Source organism: Aeromicrobium halocynthiae (assembly GCF_039531385.1).
GTDB lineage: Bacteria > Actinomycetota > Actinomycetes > Propionibacteriales > Nocardioidaceae > Aeromicrobium > Aeromicrobium halocynthiae.
In genome coordinates this window covers 108,216-125,355 of record NZ_BAAAPY010000005.1, presented here as the reverse complement: position 1 = coordinate 125,355, position 17,140 = coordinate 108,216, and the positions used below count along the sequence as shown (strand labels likewise).

15 protein-coding genes are annotated in these 17,140 nt (G+C 71.1%); 13 read left to right on the top strand and 2 right to left on the bottom strand.

From position 1 onward, the window contains the following. Nucleotides 1-57 precede the first annotated feature (57 nt). From ABD213_RS08975 to ABD213_RS08930, 10 genes are all read left to right on the top strand, one after another. Complete coding sequence (locus ABD213_RS08975; RefSeq protein ID WP_344327126.1) at nucleotides 58-990, top strand: AurF N-oxygenase family protein; 933 nt, start codon at nucleotides 58-60, stop codon at nucleotides 988-990. 7 nt (nucleotides 991-997) lie between these two features. Continuing rightward, the gene (locus tag ABD213_RS08970; protein ID WP_344327124.1) at nucleotides 998-2,626 is read left to right on the top strand and encodes a 4Fe-4S binding protein; all 1,629 of its coding nucleotides are present in this window, start codon (nucleotides 998-1,000) and stop codon (nucleotides 2,624-2,626) included. 76 nt (nucleotides 2,627-2,702) lie between these two features. Continuing rightward, the gene (locus ABD213_RS08965) at nucleotides 2,703-3,686 is read left to right on the top strand and encodes an ABC transporter substrate-binding protein (RefSeq protein ID WP_344327122.1); all 984 of its coding nucleotides are present in this window, start codon (nucleotides 2,703-2,705) and stop codon (nucleotides 3,684-3,686) included. Then, nucleotides 3,683-4,675 carry an ABC transporter substrate-binding protein gene (locus ABD213_RS08960; RefSeq protein WP_344327119.1) on the top strand — a complete coding sequence of 331 codons (993 nt, stop codon included), beginning with the start codon at nucleotides 3,683-3,685 and terminating at the stop codon, nucleotides 4,673-4,675. The genes ABD213_RS08965 and ABD213_RS08960 overlap by 4 nt, the downstream gene beginning before the upstream one ends. A 2-nt stretch (nucleotides 4,676-4,677) precedes the next feature. Beyond that, on the top strand, nucleotides 4,678-5,445 hold the full coding sequence (locus tag ABD213_RS08955; protein WP_344327117.1) for an SIP domain-containing protein: 768 nt from the start codon (nucleotides 4,678-4,680) through the stop codon (nucleotides 5,443-5,445). Nucleotides 5,446-5,530: 85 nt separating this feature from the next. Continuing rightward, nucleotides 5,531-6,289, top strand: coding sequence for an ABC transporter permease (locus ABD213_RS08950; RefSeq protein WP_344327116.1), 759 nt, complete (start codon nucleotides 5,531-5,533; stop codon nucleotides 6,287-6,289). Between the two features lie 215 nt (nucleotides 6,290-6,504). Beyond that, nucleotides 6,505-8,019 (top strand): IMP dehydrogenase, encoded by a 1,515-nt coding sequence (gene guaB, locus ABD213_RS08945; protein WP_344327114.1) that lies wholly within the window; start codon nucleotides 6,505-6,507, stop codon nucleotides 8,017-8,019. Between the two features lie 6 nt (nucleotides 8,020-8,025). Next, complete coding sequence (locus ABD213_RS08940) at nucleotides 8,026-8,523, top strand: hypothetical protein (protein ID WP_344327112.1); 498 nt, start codon at nucleotides 8,026-8,028, stop codon at nucleotides 8,521-8,523. 152 nt (nucleotides 8,524-8,675) lie between these two features. After that, complete coding sequence (locus ABD213_RS08935; RefSeq protein ID WP_344327110.1) at nucleotides 8,676-9,803, top strand: HNH endonuclease signature motif containing protein; 1,128 nt, start codon at nucleotides 8,676-8,678, stop codon at nucleotides 9,801-9,803. A gap of 62 nt (nucleotides 9,804-9,865) precedes the next feature. After that, nucleotides 9,866-10,972, top strand: a complete 1,107-nt coding sequence (locus tag ABD213_RS08930) for a GuaB3 family IMP dehydrogenase-related protein (RefSeq protein WP_344327107.1) — start codon at nucleotides 9,866-9,868, stop codon at nucleotides 10,970-10,972. A gap of 1 nt (nucleotide 10,973) precedes the next feature. On the opposite strand, the gene ABD213_RS08925 is transcribed toward ABD213_RS08930, so the two are convergent. Then, entirely contained in the window at nucleotides 10,974-11,219 is a 246-nt protein-coding gene (locus tag ABD213_RS08925; RefSeq protein ID WP_344327105.1) for a hypothetical protein, read from the bottom strand. Between the two features lie 89 nt (nucleotides 11,220-11,308). Here ABD213_RS08925 and ABD213_RS08920 point away from each other — a divergent pair, with 89 nt between their 5' ends. Beyond that, on the top strand, nucleotides 11,309-12,859 hold the full coding sequence (locus tag ABD213_RS08920; RefSeq protein ID WP_344327103.1) for a succinic semialdehyde dehydrogenase: 1,551 nt from the start codon (nucleotides 11,309-11,311) through the stop codon (nucleotides 12,857-12,859). Between the two features lie 10 nt (nucleotides 12,860-12,869). Beyond that, entirely contained in the window at nucleotides 12,870-14,558 is a 1,689-nt protein-coding gene (locus ABD213_RS08915; RefSeq protein WP_425546042.1) for a GMC oxidoreductase, read from the top strand. Here ABD213_RS08915 and ABD213_RS08910 read toward each other — a convergent pair. Then, on the bottom strand, nucleotides 14,551-15,375 hold the full coding sequence (locus ABD213_RS08910) for an adenylate/guanylate cyclase domain-containing protein (RefSeq protein WP_344327101.1): 825 nt from the start codon (nucleotides 15,373-15,375) through the stop codon (nucleotides 14,551-14,553). The genes ABD213_RS08915 and ABD213_RS08910 overlap by 8 nt on opposite strands. A 183-nt stretch (nucleotides 15,376-15,558) precedes the next feature. Between ABD213_RS08910 and guaA the strand changes: the two genes are divergently transcribed. Next, on the top strand, nucleotides 15,559-17,127 hold the full coding sequence (guaA, locus tag ABD213_RS08905) for a glutamine-hydrolyzing GMP synthase (RefSeq protein WP_425546041.1): 1,569 nt from the start codon (nucleotides 15,559-15,561) through the stop codon (nucleotides 17,125-17,127). Nucleotides 17,128-17,140: the final 13 nt, after the last annotated feature.

Here is a 17,140-nt window from a genome sequence, read left to right as displayed (position 1 = left end):
CACATGTCCGACGTCGAACGTCGTGCGAGTCCGCCGAACCCCGCAGAGGAGCCCGACATGACGCTCACCGACCCGGAGACCACCACCGTCACCGCAGAGCGCTTCCGCGACGCCGTGGACAGTGACGGCGTCCTGGAGCGGCTCCTGTCGTCGTCGGCCACCCTGTCGTACGACCCCGAGAAGGAGGTCGACTGGGACGCTCCGCTGGAGCCGCTGCACGACGGCGTGAACCCCGAGTGGTGCACGCTGTACGGCACCGACCTCTGGGAGCGCATGGGCCCCGAGCAACGCGCCCTGCTGACCCGCCACGAGGCCGCGAGCGTCGCGAGCATCGGCATCTGGTTCGAGATGCTGCTGCAGCAGATGCTGCTCGAGGACATCTACGCCAAGGACTACGCGTCGCCGGAGTTCCAGTTCGCGCTCACCGAGATCGCGGACGAGTGCCGCCACTCGATCATGTTCGCCCGGGGATCCCAGCTGATCGCGGGTCGCTCCTACAAGCCGGCGAAGGGCTTGCACCGCGCCGCGCGTCTGCTGAAGTGGATCGCCAAGGGCGAGGTCGCCTACACCTCCATCCTCGTCGCCGAGGAGGTCCTCGACGTCATGCAACGCGACTGGATGCGCGGCGAGAGCGTCAACCCCGCGGTCAAGACGATCTGCAAGATCCATGTCGTCGAGGAGTCGCGCCACATGAAGTTCGCGCGCCACGAGACCCTCGAGGCGATGAAGGGCGCGGGCCGGATCCGACGCCAGGTGAGTGCCGCGATGATCGCGATGGTCGGCTACTTCATCGTGAAGAGCCTCGTCCAGCCCGACGTCTACGCCGAGGCGGGCCTGGACGTCAAGGAGGCCAGGAAGGCCGCCGCGTCCAACAGCCACCACCAGTCGCTCATGCGCCTGTCCTGCGTGCACCTCATGGACTTCCTGTCCGAGGCCGGACTGCTGACGAGCTTCGCGAAGCGCATGTACCGCCGCGTGCACATGATCTGATCAGCGCATGGCCTTCGCGATCACGCAGAGCTGCTGCGCCGACGCCTCGTGCGTCGAGGTGTGCCCCGTCGACTGCATCCACCCCACGCCGGACGAGCCGGACTTCGGCACCACCGACATCCTCTACATCGACCCGGACTCGTGCATCGACTGCGGCGCCTGCGCCGATGCCTGCCCGGCGTCGGCCGTCAAGCCGGTCGAGACGCTGCGCGGTGGCGAGGTCGTCTTCGCCGAGCTGAACGCCTCCTTCTACAAGGAGCGCCCGGACCGCGAGATCCCCAAGCAGCAGACCCATGTCAGGGTCCGGCCCGGGGTGCCGAGCGGGCTGCGCATCGCCGTCGTCGGGACGGGGCCGGCAGCGACCTACGCCGCGCGCGAGCTGCTGGCCGCCAGCGACGCGGACGTCGACTTCGTCGACCGGCTCCCGGCCGCGGGCGGCCTGCTGCGCGCGGGCGTCGCCCCCGACCACGGCGACACGAAGAAGGTCGGGGACACGTTCCGCTGGACGTACGCGCACCCGCGGGTCCGGATGTTCATGAACGTCGAGGTCGGCACGCACGTCTCCCACGAGGAGCTGCTCGAGCACCACGACGCGGTGGTCTACGGCGTGGGCGCACCGAACGACCGCCTCCCCGGCATCGAGGGACAGGAGCTCGACGGCGTCCTCGGAGCCACGCAGGTCGTCTCCTGGTACAACGGCGACCCGGAGGTGGCCCCGACCGACGTCCAGGTGCGCGGCTCGCGGGTCCTCGTCATCGGCAACGGCAACGTCGCCCTCGACATCGCCCGTCTCCTGCTGAGCGATCCCGACCGGCTCGCCGGCACGGAGATCGCCGACCACGCGCTGGAGGCCATCCGCGCCGCCGACGTACGAGAGGTGGTGCTGCTGGGTCGTCGTGGGCCGGAGCACGCCGCCTTCACCCGGCCGGAGCTGCTCACCCTGCCCGACGGCATCGAGCTGCTCGTCGAGGACGACGCGGCCACGGCCGCGACGCTCGACGCCGCGCGCTCGGAGCCGCCGCTGTCCAGCAACGCAGCCGTCCTGTCGGGTCTGCCACGGGTCAGAACCGACTTCTCGGGCGAGCCCGTAGAGGGACGACGTCTCGTGATGGCCTTCGGCCGGTCGGTCGTCCGCGCCGCGGGAGAGGGACGGCTCGAGTCGGTGACGCTCTCGGGTCCCGACGGGGAGGTGCAGGCCCCGGCGCAGGTGCTGGTCTGCTCGACCGGCCGCCAGGGCCGCGCCGTCCCCGGTCTGCCGTTCGACGAGACGCGGGGCGTCATCCCGAGTGCCGAGGGTCGGGTGGTCGATCCCGCGACGGGGGAGCCGCTGCCGGGTGCCTACGTCGTCGGCTGGGCCAAGCGCGGCGCCAGGGGAGGCATCGGGGCCAACCGCGCGTGCGCGGGGGAGACGGTCACGTCGCTGCTGGCCGACGCCGCCGACGGCGTGCTGCGCGCGCCCGACCGCAAGCCGAAGGCGTTCGCCTCCCTGCTCTCGTCCCGCCAGCCGCGGCTCGTCCGGTCCAGGGGAGTGAGCGCCATCGAGGCGGCCGAGCAGAAGGCGGGTCGAGCCGCCGGCCGGCCCCGCGTCAAGCTCACCACCATCGAGGACCTGCTCGGCGCCGCCGGGCGCCGCTGACGACGAGGGCCGGAGGTGGTGCACGTCACCGCCCCGGCAATGTGAGGAAGGCCTAACATAGGTTAGCCTCACCTCCATGACACTTCGACGCACGGCCGCGAGCGCCCTCCTGGCGCTCGCGCTCCCCCTCTCCCTGGCAGCCTGCGGGTCCTCCGACGACTCTGCTGGTGCCGATGGCTGGACGTACACCGACGACCTCGGCACCGAGATCGCGCTCGACGAGCTGCCCGACCGCATCGTCGCCCAGTCCTCCGTCGCGGCCGCGCTCACCGACCTCGGCCTCGGCGACAAGATCGTGGGCGTCTTCGGGCCCGTCCGCAACGCCGACGGCGAGGTCGACACGCAGGCCGCGGGACTCGACGTCGACGCGGTCGAGGACGTCACCGGTGGTGGCGACTACGGCGACGTCGACCTCGAGGCGCTCGCCGGGCTGGAGCCCGACCTGGTCGTCACGAGCTCCTACCTCGAGCCCGACCTCTGGTACATCAACGCCGACGTCCAGGCACGCCTCGAGGAGGCCTTCCCGATCGCCGTCATCAGCTTCGACGGCAAGACCCTGCCCGAGATCTTCGACTCCACCGAGCGCATGGCCGAGGCGCTCGGCGCCGACGAGGACGACTTCGCCGCGGGGCGCGAGGCGTTCGACGCCGCCTCCGAGCGGCTGTCGGCGATCGCCGAGGAGCAGGACCCCAGCATCCTCGCCGTCTCCGGCTCGCCTGACACCTTCTACGTCTCCAACCCCGAGGTCAGCCCTGACCTGAAGTACTACCGCGACGAGCTGGGCCTGAACCTCATCGCGCCGGACAACCCCGACGAGGGCGGCTACTTCGAGTCCCTCAGCTGGGAGAACGCCGACACGTACGACGCCGACATCGCCTTCTGGGACGACCGCGTCGGCCAGGCCGGCCTCGACGACCTCAAGGCCCAGCCCGTGTGGGGCCGCACGACCGCCGCGCAGAACGACGCCTACGTCCCGTGGACGTCCGTCGCGCCGCCGACCGCCCAGGCGTACGCCGACGTGTTCGACCGCTTCGCCGACGGTCTCGAGGAGAACTCGTGACGCGCACCTCCCTGCGGCTGCTGCTGCCCGCCGCGGCCCTGACGCTGCTCGCGGCCTGCGGGTCCGGTGGCGGCGAGGACTCCGGCGACGGCTGGACGTACACCGACGACACCGGCACCGAGATCACCCAGGACGCCGTGCCGGAGCGGATCGTCGCGCACAAGGACAGTGCCGCCGCCCTCGCCGACATGGGTCTGGGGGAGAAGGTCGTCGGCGTCTTCGGCGCCCCGACCGGCGAGGAGACCGAGTACGCCCTGCAGTCGCCGAACCTCGACCTCGCCTCCGTCGAGGACGTCACCGGGGGTGGCGACTACGGCGACATCGACCTCGAGAAGCTGGCCGGGCTCGAGCCGGACCTGATCGTCACCACGACGTACGGGGGCGACACGCTCTGGTACATCAACGACGAGGTCCGCGAGCGTCTGGAGGGCACCTACGACGTCGCCGCCATCAACGTCGAGGGCGAGACGGTCGACGGCCTGCTGGAGAACTCCGAACGGCTCGCGTCCGCGCTGGGCGCCGAGGAGTCCGACTTCGAGGAGGGCCGCGCGGCCCTCGCCGAGGCGGGCGAGCGCGTCCGTGAGGTGGCCGCCGAGGCGGGCGACCCGAGCATCCTGGCCGTCGCGCCGAGCCCCGACGTCCTCTACGTCGCCAACGCCCCGGCGTACATCGACCTGCTCTACCTGCGCGACGAGGTCGGGCTGGACATGATCACGCCCGAGGAGGGCGACGTCGACGAGGGCGGGTACTGGCACAACCTCAGCTGGGAGAACGCCGACACCTACGCCGACGCCGAGATCGTCATGTGGGACACGCGCGGCGGTTCGGCGAACGTCGACCTGCTCGAGGACCAGCCGGTCTGGCAGCGCGTGCAGGCCGCGGCCGACGACGCCTACGTGCCGTGGCGGGTCGAGGTCGCTCCGAGCGCCCGCGGGTACGCCGACTCGCTGCAGTCGTTCGCCGACGACCTCGAGCGGCTGCAGGGCTGATCGTGGGCCGCACCCTCGGACTCATCGCCGACCGCGTCGACGCGGCGTCGCACGAGTGCGAGGTCGCGGCCAACGAGGTGATCTCGCCCGGGCTGCGCAGGCTCGTCCTGCGCAGCCCGGAGCTCGTCGGCCTCACCACCGACCCGTGCGACGTGACGGCGTTCCGCGTCTCGCGCACGGACTTCCGCCACTACACGCCCGCGCTGCTCGACGAGACGTCCGACGGGTCCGCCGAGGTCACGATCGTCGTGCAGCGCCACGGCGACGGCGTCGCCGATGACGTCCCCACGCCGGGTCACGACCTGGTCGAGGCCCTGACCGCCGACGACGACGTCCGGCTGTGCCAGTGGTCGTCGACGCGGGCCTTCCACTGGACGACCGAGGAGCGACCGGTCCTGCTCCTCGGCGACGCCACCGTCATCAGCCTCGCGCTGGCGATGGACCGTCGGGCCCGCGCCGAGGGGCGCGACCTCATGACGGTCCTCGAGGTGCCGGCCCCCGACGTCGGCGCCGTCCGCGGGCTGCTGCCGGAGGCGGTCGTCGTGGCGGCCGGCGACGAGCCGGGCTCGGCCACCGACGCCTGGCTCGCGGTGAACCTCGTCGCTCTGCGGGCCCTCGGACGCCAGGGAGCGGTTGAGCCGGTCGCCCACCTCGCCGGCCACGGACCGTCGATCCAGCGCCACCGTGCGTTCCTGCGCGAGCACGTCGGACTCGACCGTCGCTCGATCCGCACGCAGCCGTACTGGGCGCCCGACAAGGCAGGTCTCTGAGGGGTTGCTTTCGCGGGGCTCTCCGAGGGGTTGCCTCGCGGGGCGACGGGCTGCCGGGACCGGCCGGGCGTCCTAGTGTTCTGCCGTGGACATCGAACCCGGCCTGCCCGTCGCGCTCGCCCTCGCGGGCCTGCTCGCGCTGGCGATCGGCGTCCACCGGTGGGCGGGGTACGGACTGGAACGGTCCGCCCTCGTCGCCGCCGCCCGCGCCATGGCCCAGCTGAGCGTCATCGCCCTCGTCATCGGTGCCGTCGTCGGGAGCCTGTGGCTCACCGCGCTGCTGGTGCTGGTGATGTTCGCCGTCGCCGTGCTGACGACGTCGCGCCGCGTGGGCGACGTGCGCCTCGCCGGCCCGGCGGCGCTCGCGATGGGTGCGGGCCTGGTGCCGGTGCTCGCCATCATCCTCGTCACCGGCTCGGTGCCGCTGGAGGGCATCGCCATCATCCCCGTCGCCGGCATCGTCATCGGCAACACGATGAGCGCGCACACCCTCTCGGCCCGACGCGCTCTCGACGCCCTGCGCGACGAGGCGTCGCAGTACGAGGCGGGGTTGTCCGTCGGGTTGCTCCCCACCCAGGCGATCCGCGAGGTCGTGCACGACCGGGTCCCGGAGGCGCTCATCCCCGACCTCGACAAGCTCCGCACCACCGGGCTCGTCACCCTGCCCGGCGCGTTCATCGGCGTGATGCTCGGCGGGGGCTCACCCGTCCAGGCCGCGACCGCGCAGGTCCTCGTCCTGTTCGGCATCCTCGCCGCGCAGGTCATCACCGTCGCCCTCGTCGAGCGGCTCGTCGCGGCCCGTGTGCTCATGCCCGACGACGTCCGCGAGCAGCTCATCGCCTGACGCCGTCCCGGGCCCGGGTGCTGATCGGTGTCTCTGCAACCTTGTGGCCGACCTTCGGGTTGCCCAGGCACCGATCGGGAGGGTATGCGCTGATCGGTGCCTCCTCAACCGTCTCGAGCGCCTCTGGGTTGCCGAGGCACCGATCGGGCAGGCAGCCGGCCCGCACGCCCCACGCGGGGCGACGGTGGCCTGGCTCACGGGCGTACGATCGAGGCATGGACCAGCCGGGCATCCCAGACAAGTTCGCCGCCCTCGGGCTCACCTACGACGACGTCCTGCTGCTGCCGGGCGAGACCGACGTCGTCCCCAGTGACGTCGACACCACCGCCCGACTGACCCGCGAGATGACCCTGCGCATCCCGCTGCTGTCCAGCGCCATGGACACCGTCACCGAGTCGCGCATGGCGATCGCGATGGCCCGCGAGGGCGGCATCGGCATCCTGCACCGCAACCTCTCCATCGACGACCAGAGCTACCAGGTCGACCTCGTCAAGCGCACCCAGACCGGCATGATCCCCAACCCGGTCACCATCGGCCCCAAGGCGACGCTGGAGGAGCTCGACGAGATCTGCGGCGAGTACCGCGTCTCCGGTCTGCCCGTCGTCGACCCCGACGACACCCTGCTCGGCATCATCACCAACCGCGACCTGCGCTTCACGCCCGTCGCGGAGTGGTCGAACACCCTCGTCGCCGACGTCATGACCCCGATGCCCCTGGTCGCCGGTCCCGTCGGCATCAGCCGCGAGGACGCCTCGGCCCTGCTGCGCCAGCACAAGCGCGAGCGCCTCCCGATCATCGACGAGGACGGCAAGCTCACCGGCCTCATCACCGTCAAGGACTTCGTCAAGTCCGAGCAGTACCCGATGGCCAGCAAGGACGCCGAGGGTCGACTCCTCGTCGGCGCCGCCGTCGGCTTCTTCGGCGACTCCTGGGAGCGCGCCAACGCACTGCGCGAGGCCGGTGTCGACGTGCTCGTCGTCGACACCGCCCACGGCCACGCCCGCCTGCTGCTGGACATGATCCGCCGCATCAAGGCCGACAAGGTCTTCGACGGCATCCAGGTCATCGGCGGCAACGTCGCCACCCGCGCCGGTGCCCAGGCGCTCGTCGACGCCGGCGTCGACGCCGTCAAGGTCGGCGTCGGGCCCGGTTCCATCTGCACCACGCGTGTCGTCGCGGGCGTCGGCGTGCCGCAGGTCTCGGCCGTGTACGAGGCGTCGCTGGCGGCCAAGCCGGCCGGCGTCCCCGTCATCGCCGACGGCGGCCTGCAGTACTCCGGCGACATCGCCAAGGCGCTCGTCGCCGGCGCCGACACCGTCATGGTCGGGTCGCTGCTCGCGGGCTGCGAGGAGAGCCCCGGCGAGCTGATCTTCGTGAACGGCAAGCAGTACAAGACCTACCGCGGCATGGGCTCCATCGGCGCCATGGCCTCGCGCGGCAAGAAGTCCTACTCCAAGGACCGCTACTTCCAGGCCGACGTCGCCAGCGACGACAAGATCGTCCCCGAGGGCATCGAGGGCCAGGTGGCCTACCGCGGCCCGCTGGGGGCGGTCGTCCACCAGCTCGTCGGCGGGTTGCACCAGTCGATGTTCTACGTCGGCTCGCCGACCATCCCCGAGCTGCAGGAGCTCGGCCGGTTCACGCGCATCACGACCGCAGGGCTCAAGGAGAGCCACCCGCACGACGTCCAGATGGTCGTCGAGGCGCCCAACTACTCGGGCCGTCGCTGACCCCTCGTGCTGGCTGACCGCTGGGGCGTCGACGAGCGGGACATTCGGCGACGCTACGGCTGCGACGAGCTCCTGCCGGACGCGCCGATGCGGGTGCTGCGCGGGGTCGACGTCGACGCGCCGGTCGACGTGCTGTGGCGGTGGGTCCGGCAGCTGCGCCTCGCGCCGTACTCCTATGACTGGATCGACAACGGCGGACGACGCTCGCCCCGGACCCTGCGCGACCTGCCGGAGCCGGACGTCGGTGACCCGTACACGGCGTTCCGGGGTCGTCCGATCGGCCGCGTCGAGGCCGTCGACCCGCCGCGCGAGCTGACGGTCTCGTTGATCGGTGCGGTGATGACCTACCCGCTGACCGAGCGCCCCAGGGGTGGATCTCGGCTCGTGTTCGTGATGCTCGCCCGCGGCCGCCGCCCCCTGCTCGACCTGCTGAGTGCCGGCGACCTCGTCATGGCCCGCCGCCAGCTCCTCACGCTGAAGGAACTGGCCGAGGAGACGATCTGACCCCCGGTGGTCTGGGGGTCCCCCCTGCACGGAGTGCTCGGGGGCGTAGCGCGGACCGCGCCGAAGGCGCTGGTCCGCGCGCATCAAGGCCACGCCCGGACACCGCGGACTCTCCGAAACCGACTGTCGGTGGTCGAGCGTATGTTTGATTCATGGACATCGGGGAGAGCACGAGCGAGGAGGCCATGACCGCGGCCACTCGCGCGGTGGCGCGGGCCGAGGCAGTTCAGTACTGCTCGATGCTCGCGTTCCGCGACGCCGAGGAGGCCCGCATCAGTCGGCTCGACGGCTCGATGCGTCAGCTCGTGGAGCGCTCGGCGATCCCGATGTCGATCGGTCAGGCGATGGGCCTCTCGGAGAACCAGGTCTGGTCGCGGCTCGCGATCGCAGACCGGATGGTCGCCCACGCCCCCGCCTGCTGGGCGGCGTTCTGCGACGGTGTCATCGATGCCGCCCGGGTTCGGGAGATCTCCGCCGGGCTCGATCGGTTGGAGCGCGAAGAGTCCTGGCAGCGGCTCGACGAGACCGTGCTCGCCTACGCCACCACCCACACCACTGCTGAGCTGCGTTCCTGGATCAAACGGTTCGTCACCCGCGTCGAACCCGACGAAGCACTCGAACGAGCAGAGAAGGCCCGCGAACAGCGCTACGTCGCCCTGCACCACCTCGAGGACGGCATGTCCTGGCTCTCGGCCTACCTGCCGTCCCACCAGGCAGCGGCGGTGATGAAGCGCCTCGACCGCGCCGCCCGCATCCCCGTCGACGACGAGGACGATCGCACGTTGCCGCAGCGGACCGCCGACCTGTTCGTCTCCTGGCTCACCCACGGCGAGACCACCGACCTCCCCACCGTCACCGGCGACATCGCCGTCACCATCGAGGCGGACGTCCTCACCGGACTCATCGATGGGCACGCCGGATCCAGTGATGGCGAATGGTCCGCCCCGACGTCGTGGATCCTCGACGACCTCGACCCCGACGACACCTTCTGGCACCGCATCATCACCGACCCCGTCCACGGGAACACGCTGGCTCACGACTACGTCGGCAGATTCGCCCCCGAAACCCTGGCGAAGGCCATCAGGTTCAGGGACGGCGTCTGCCGCGCACCCGGATGTCGAGTCCCGGCGGAGAGATGCGACCTCGACCACCGAGAACCCTGGCCCACCGGCCCCACCAACGGGGACAACATGTGGGCACTGTGCAGGAGACACCACTCCATGAAGGGCCACGACGTCCTGCGATGGATCCTGCCCACCGGACGCACCGTCGCCGCCTGAAGGGCTGAGCACGCCCCAGACCGGGACCGCGGCGGAGCGCCCTCTGCCCGTAGGGTGTCGCCATGGCTGAGATCGAGATCGGGACCGCCAAGCGCGGCCGGCGGGCGTACTCCTTCGACGACATCGCGATCGTGCCGAGCCGGCGCACGCGCGACCCCGAGGAGGTCTCCACCGCCTGGCAGATCGACGCCTACCGCTTCGAGCTGCCGGTGATCGCCGCCCCGATGGACTCGGTCATGAGCCCCGAGACCGTCATCGCCCTCGGCCGGCACGGTGGCCTCGGTGTCCTCGACCTCGAGGGACTGTGGACCCGCTACGAGGAGCCCGAGACGCTGCTCGCCGAGATCGCCGGGCTCGACCCGTCGTCGGCCAACGCCCGCATGCAGGAGATCTACGCCGAGCCCATCAAGCCCGAGCTCATCACCGCACGCCTGCAGCAGATCCGCGACGCCGGCGTCACCGTCGCCGGAGCGCTCTCCCCGCAGCGCACCAAGCAGTTCGCCGACGTCGTCGTCGCCGCCGGAGTCGACCTCTTCGTCATCCGCGGCACCACCGTCTCCGCCGAGCACGTCTCCGGACAGACCGAGCCGTTGAACCTCAAGGAGTTCATCTACGAGCTCGACGTGCCCGTCATCGTCGGCGGGTGCGCCACCTACCAGGCTGCGCTGCACCTCATGCGCACCGGCGCCGCCGGCGTGCTCGTCGGCTTCGGCGGGGGAGCGGCGCACACCACCCGCTCCGTCCTCGGCGTCGCCGTCCCGATGGCCTCCGCGGTGGCCGACGTCGCCGCGGCCCGCCGGGACTACCTCGACGAGTCCGGCGGCCGCTACGTCCACGTCATCGCCGACGGGTCCATCGGCCGCAGCGGCGACATCGCCAAGGCCATCGCCTGCGGCGCCGACGCCGTCATGCTCGGCTCGCCCTTCGCGCGCGCCACCGAGGCCCCCGGGCGCGGCTTCCACTGGGGCGCCGAGGCCTGGCACGCGGAGCTGCCCCGCGGACAGCGCGTCGAGTTCGGCACGTCCGGCTCGCTGGAGTCGCTGCTGTTCGGCCCTTCGTCCGTCCCCGACGGCACGATGAACCTCATCGGAGCCCTGCGGCGCGCGATGGCCACCACCGGCTACACCGAGCTCAAGGAGTTCCAGCGCGTCGAGGTCGTCGTCTCCTGAGTCAGGTGAGGTCGACGCCCGCCGCCTCCACCAGCGCCTCGACCCGCGCCCGTTCGGCCAGGGCCTCGCCGCGGCGACGCTCGGCCTCCAGGCGCTCGGGGATCTCGAGCATCGCGCACAGCTCGGCCAGCACGGCGTCGTAGGCCAGGACGGTCGCTCCGGCGCTCGCGCTGGCGGGATCCAGCGTGCGCACGGCGCGGGCCAGCGTCCTCGCGTCCCGGGCGACGTCCTGCAGCGGTCGGACCATGACTCGACGCTACGACGGTCCTCGTCCGACTGCCGAGAGGATGCGCACAGCACCTGTACAACTGGCATACCGACGGTATCCTGAAAGGCATGTCCGTCGCGTCCGTCATCCCCGCCTCCCGCATCGACAGCCTCACCCGCCTGATTCGCAGCACCACGGGGGAGACGCGCACGACGATCACCCCGCTGACCGGCGAGGACGTCGCGAGGATCCCGTTGTCGAGCATCGACGACGTCGAGACGGCCTTCGACACCGCGCGCGTCGCCCAGGAGCGGTGGGCCCGCACCCCCGTCTCCTCCCGCTCGCAGGCGCTGCTCCGCCTGCACGACCTCGTGCTCGAGCACACCGACGAGCTGCTCGACCTGATCCAGGTCGAGTCCGGCAAGTCCCGCGCCCACGCGTTCGACGAGGTGGCCCACCTCGCCCTCACGGCGCGCTACTACGCACGCCGGCTGCGTCGCCAGGTCCGCCCCAGCCGCCGCAACGGTGTCCTGCCCGGCCTCACGAGCGTGCACGTCAACCAGGTCCCCAAGGGCGTCGTCGGCATCATCAGCCCCTGGAACTACCCCCTCACGATGGCCCTGTCCGACGGCCTGCCCGCCCTCGCAGCCGGCAACGCCGTCGTCCTCAAGCCCGACAGCCAGAGCCCGCTGATCGCCCTCGCCGGCGTCGAGCTCCTGCGCCGCGCGGGCGTCCCCGCCGACGTGTGGCAGGTGGTCAGCGGCCCCGGCTCCGTCGTGGGCACCGCGATCATCGAGCGCGCCGACTACATCTGCTTCACCGGATCCACCGCCACCGGCACGACCGTCGCCAAGCAGGCCGCCGAGCGGCTCGTCAACTACTCCCTCGAGCTCGGCGGCAAGAACCCGATGATCGTCCTGCCCGGCGCCGACGTCGAGCGCGCCGCCGCCGGCGCCGTCACCGGCGCCTTCTCCTCCGCCGGTCAGCTGTGCGTCTCCATCGAGCGGCTCTACGTGCACGACTCCGTGTACGAGCAGTTCCGCGACGCGTTCGTGCGCCGGGTGCAGGCCATCAGCATCGGGGCGTCGCTGGACTCGGACACCGACATGGGCTCGCTCATCAGCCAGGCGCAGGTCGAGACCGTCACCAAGCACGTCGACGACGCCGTCGCCAACGGCGCCACCGTCCTCACCGGCGGTCGCGCCCGACCCGACCTCGGCCCGTTCTTCTACGAGCCGACGGTGCTGGAGGGGGTCACCGAGGCCGCCGAGTGCTTCGCCGAGGAGACCTTCGGCCCCCTCGTCTCCCTGTACCGCTACGGCACCGTCGAGGAGGCCGTCGCCCTCGCCAACGGCGGCGACTACGGCCTGAACGCCTCGATCTTCGGTCCGGTCGCCGAGGCCCGTCGCATCGCCCCGCGCATCAAGGCCGGCACGGTCAACATCAACGAGGGCTTCTCGGCCACGTTCGGCAGCGTCGACGCCCCCATGGGCGGCATGCGCTCCTCCGGCGTCGGCCGCCGCCAGGGCCACGAGGGCCTGCTGCGCTACACCGAGCCGCAGTCGGTCGCCGTGCAGCGGGCGCTGCCCGTCGGTGGCCCGTCGTTCGTCAGCGCCAAGCTGTACTCCCGTCTCATGACCGTCGGCCTCAAGGCCCTGCGACGCACCCCCCGTGCCTGAGGAGATCACGATGACCCAGTTCGACCACGACGTCATCATCATCGGCTCCGGCTTCGGCGGGAGCGTCTCCGCACTGCGCCTGGTGGAGAAGGGCTACGACGTCGCCGTCCTCGAGGCAGGCAAGCGCTTCCGCGACGAGGACTTCGCCAAGACCTCCTGGCGCCTGCGCACGTTCCTGTGGCTGCCGCAGCTCGGCTGCTACGGCATCCAGCGCATCGACAAGCTCAAGGACGTCCTCATCCTGTCCGGCGCGGGCGTCGGCGGTGGCTCCCTGGTGTACGCCAACACCCTCTACGAGCCCCTCGACCCGTTCTACAAGGACCCCTCCTGGGGTCACATCACGGACTGGAAGTCCGAGCTCGCGCCCTACTACGACCAGGCCAAGCGGATGCTCGGGGTCACCACCTACCCGATGGAGACGCCCGCGGACCGCATCATGAAGCAGGTGGCCACGGACATGGGCGTCGAGGGGACGTTCCACCACACGCCGGTCGGTGTGCTGTTCGGCGACCCGGGCGAGAAGGTCGCCGACCCGTTCTTCGGCGGCGCCGGCCCCGACCGCAACGCCTGCCTCAACTGCGGCGAGTGCATGACTGGGTGCCGCCACAACGCCAAGAACACCCTCGTCAAGAACTACCTCTACCTCGCCGAGAACAACGGTGCCGTGGTGCACCCGCTCACCACCGCCACGGCGGTGCGACCGCTGCCGGGCGGAGGCTACGAGGTCGAGTACCGCCGCACCAACAAGCGGTTCCGTCGTCGACGCACCCTCACCGCCGAGCAGGTCGTCTTCTCTGCCAGCACGATGGGCACGCAGAAGCTGCTGCACAAGATGAAGGACGCCGGCGTGCTGCCGGAGGTCTCCGACCGCCTCGGCGTCCTCACCCGCACCAACTCCGAGGCCCTGCTCGGGGCGATCGCCGACGGCAAGGACGTCGACTACTCCGAGGGCGTCGCGATCACGTCGAGCTTCCACCCTGACGAGCACACGCACATCGAGCCGTGCCGCTACGGCAGGGGCTCCAACGCGATGTCGCTGCTGCAGACCGTCCTCACCGACGGCAGCCAGCCGACGCCGCGGTGGCGGCTGTGGCTCCAGGAGATCTGGAAGCAGAAGCTCAACGTCTTCAAGTTGTACGACCTGCGGCACTGGTCCGAGCGCACCATCATAGCGCTCGTCATGCAGACGCACGACAACTCGATCACCACCTACACCAAGCGCGGTCTGTTCGGTCGTCGCCTGACGTCCAAGCAGGGCCACGGGGCACCCAACCCGGCGTTCATCGAGCCCGGGCACCGTGCCGTCCAGCACATGGCCGAGCACATGGGGGGCACACCGGGCGGTTCCATCGGCGAGCCGTTCAACGTCCCGCTGACCGCGCACTTCATGGGCGGCGCGGCCATCGGCGACTCGCCCCAGACCGGCGTGATCGACCCGTACCAGCGCCTCTACGGCTACGAGGGGCTGCACGTCGTCGACGGCTCGTCCATCAGCGCGAACCTCGGCGTGAACCCGTCGCTGACCATCACGGCGCAGGCCGAGCGTGCGATGGCGCTGTGGCCCAACAAGGGCGAGACCGACGTGCGGCCGTCCCTCGGGCAGGAGTACCGCCGACTCGAGCCGATCGCGCCGAAGAACCCGGTCGTCCCCGACGACGCCCCTGGTGCGCTGAGACTGCCGATCGTCGGGATCAGCTGACGGACGTCGTCCAGTCGACGGGGTGCACGGCGTGCTCCCCGGGGATGCCCTTCAGGGCGACCGTCCGAGGTTCGAGGAGGGTGAACTCGTCGTCGTCGAGCCGTTCGGCGACCGCTGAGCTGACGAGGATCTCCCCGCCGTCGGCCTGCGCGGCCACTCGTGCGGCCATGGCGACGTTGCGACCGAAGAGGTCGTTGTCGCGGTGGACGGCCGAGCCACGGTGGGCACCGATGCGCACCCGGACGTCGGACAGGCGCGAGCGCGGCCCGACACCCGCCACCTGCTCCTGGACCTCCACCGCGGCCCGCACCGCCTCGGCCGGACTGCCGAAGGCGACCATGAAGCCGTCACCCTGCGTCTTGACGACGTGACCTCCGTGCCGCTCGACCGCCCGCGTCACGATGCGGTCGTGCTTGGCGAGCAGCTGCACCCAGGCGCGGTCGCCGAGGTCGTGGTTGAGCTGGGTGGAGTCCGCGATGTCGGAGAACATGATGGTCACCGACCCGTCGGCGGCGGCGATGCGCACCAGGTCGGGTCGCTCGACGTCGGCCCAGTTGGCCAGCTCGGCCACCGAGCCTCGCAGCACCTCGCCGAGGCCGTGGTCCTTGACCATGATCGCCGCGCCGACAGCTCCACGGACGGCCTGCGTCGGGGTCGGGACGAGACGCCGCCGCCGGTGCGAACCCTGCAGCTGCCCGATGCGTCTCTGGAGGGCCCGGACCCGCCGCCGGGCCACCAGCCACAGGACGGTCACCGTGACCAGGCCGGCACCGAGCGTGCCGGTGGCGACGATCAGGGCGATCTCGAGGACGGTCATCAGGGGAAACCTAGCGGACAGCACAGGACCCGGCCGGGAGGGAGTTCACGGGCCGGGTCCTGTTGTGTGCCACTGGGAGCGGGCACAGGATCTAACGGGAGGGAGTGGGTTAGATCTGACTGGTTCAACGACGCCGTTCTGAGGGGGTTACGCGCGTCCTGGAAGAATTTTCTCGCCGATACGATGAGTTCCGTGACGCCTGACCATGACCTCGTCCTCGTCGTCGACTTCGGAGCCCAGTACGCCCAGCTGATCGCGCGGCGCGTGCGCGAGGCGAGCGTCTACTCCGAGATCGTCCCGCACTCCATGCCCGTGGAGGAGATGCTCGCCCGCGACCCCAAGGCGATCATCCTCTCCGGTGGTCCGGCGTCGGTCTACACGCCCGACGCGCCGCGTCTCGACCCCTCGCTCGTCGACGGGACCGTGCCGGTCTTCGGCATCTGCTACGGCTTCATGGCGATGGCAGCGGCGCTCGGCGGGGACGTGGCGCGCACGGGCCAGCGCGAGTACGGCCGCACCGGCGTCGAGGTGGTCGAGCCCGGGACGCTGCTGGACGGGCTGCCCGGCTCGCTCGTGTCGTGGATGTCCCACGGCGACGAGGTCGTCGGCGCGCCCGAGGGCTTCACCGTCAACGCCCGCTCGCCCCGCGCCACCGTCGCCGCGTTCGAGGACGTCGAGCGCCGTCTTGCCGGCGTCCAGTGGCACCCCGAGGTGATGCACTCGGAGCACGGACAGGACGTGCTCGAGCGGTTCCTCGTCGACATCGCCGGCTGCCGCCGCACCTGGACGAGCGTGAACATCGTCGAGGAGCAGGTCGAGCGGATCCGCGAGCAGGTCGGCGACGCGCGCGTCATCTCCGCCCTGTCCGGAGGCGTCGACTCCGCGGTGTCCACGGCGCTCGTGCAGCGTGCCGTGGGCGACCGGCTCACCGCCGTGTTCGTCGACCACGGGCTGCTGCGCGAGGGCGAGGCCGAGCAGGTCGAGCGCGACTACGTCGAGGCCACCGGCGTCGACCTGAAGGTCGTCGACGCCGTCGACCAGTTCCTCGGGCACCTCGCCGGGGTCACGGACCCCGAGACCAAGCGCAAGATCATCGGGCGCGAGTTCATCCGAGTCTTCGAGGCCGCCGAGCGCGAGGTGCTCGCCACCCCCGGTCCGCCGGTGAAGTTCCTCGTGCAGGGCACGCTGTACCCCGACGTCGTCGAGTCCGGCGGGGGAGAGGGCGCAGCCAACATCAAGAGCCATCACAACGTCGGCGGACTCCCGGAGGACCTGGAGTTCTCCCTCGTCGAGCCGCTGCGCACCCTGTTCAAGGACGAGGTGCGCGAGGTGGGTCGACAGCTCGCGATCCCCGAGGCGATCGTCGGCCGGCACCCGTTCCCGGGGCCCGGCCTGGCCATCCGGATCATCGGCGAGGTCACGCCGGAACGGCTGGCGATCCTGCGCCGCGCCGACGCCATCGTGCGCGAGGAGACCACCCGCGCCGGCCTCGACACCGAGATCTGGCAGTTCCCCGTCGTGCTGCTCGCCGACGTGCACTCCGTCGGCGTCCAGGGCGACGGCCGCACCTACGGCCACCCGATCGTGCTGCGTCCGGTCTCCAGCGAGGACGCGATGACCGCCGACTGGAGCCGCCTGCCCTACGACGTCCTCGAGCGGATCTCCACCCGCATCACCAACGAGGTCGAGGAGGTCAACCGGGTCGTCCTGGACATCACCAGCAAGCCCCCGGGGACCATCGAGTGGGAGTGAGCCGGCAGCGTGC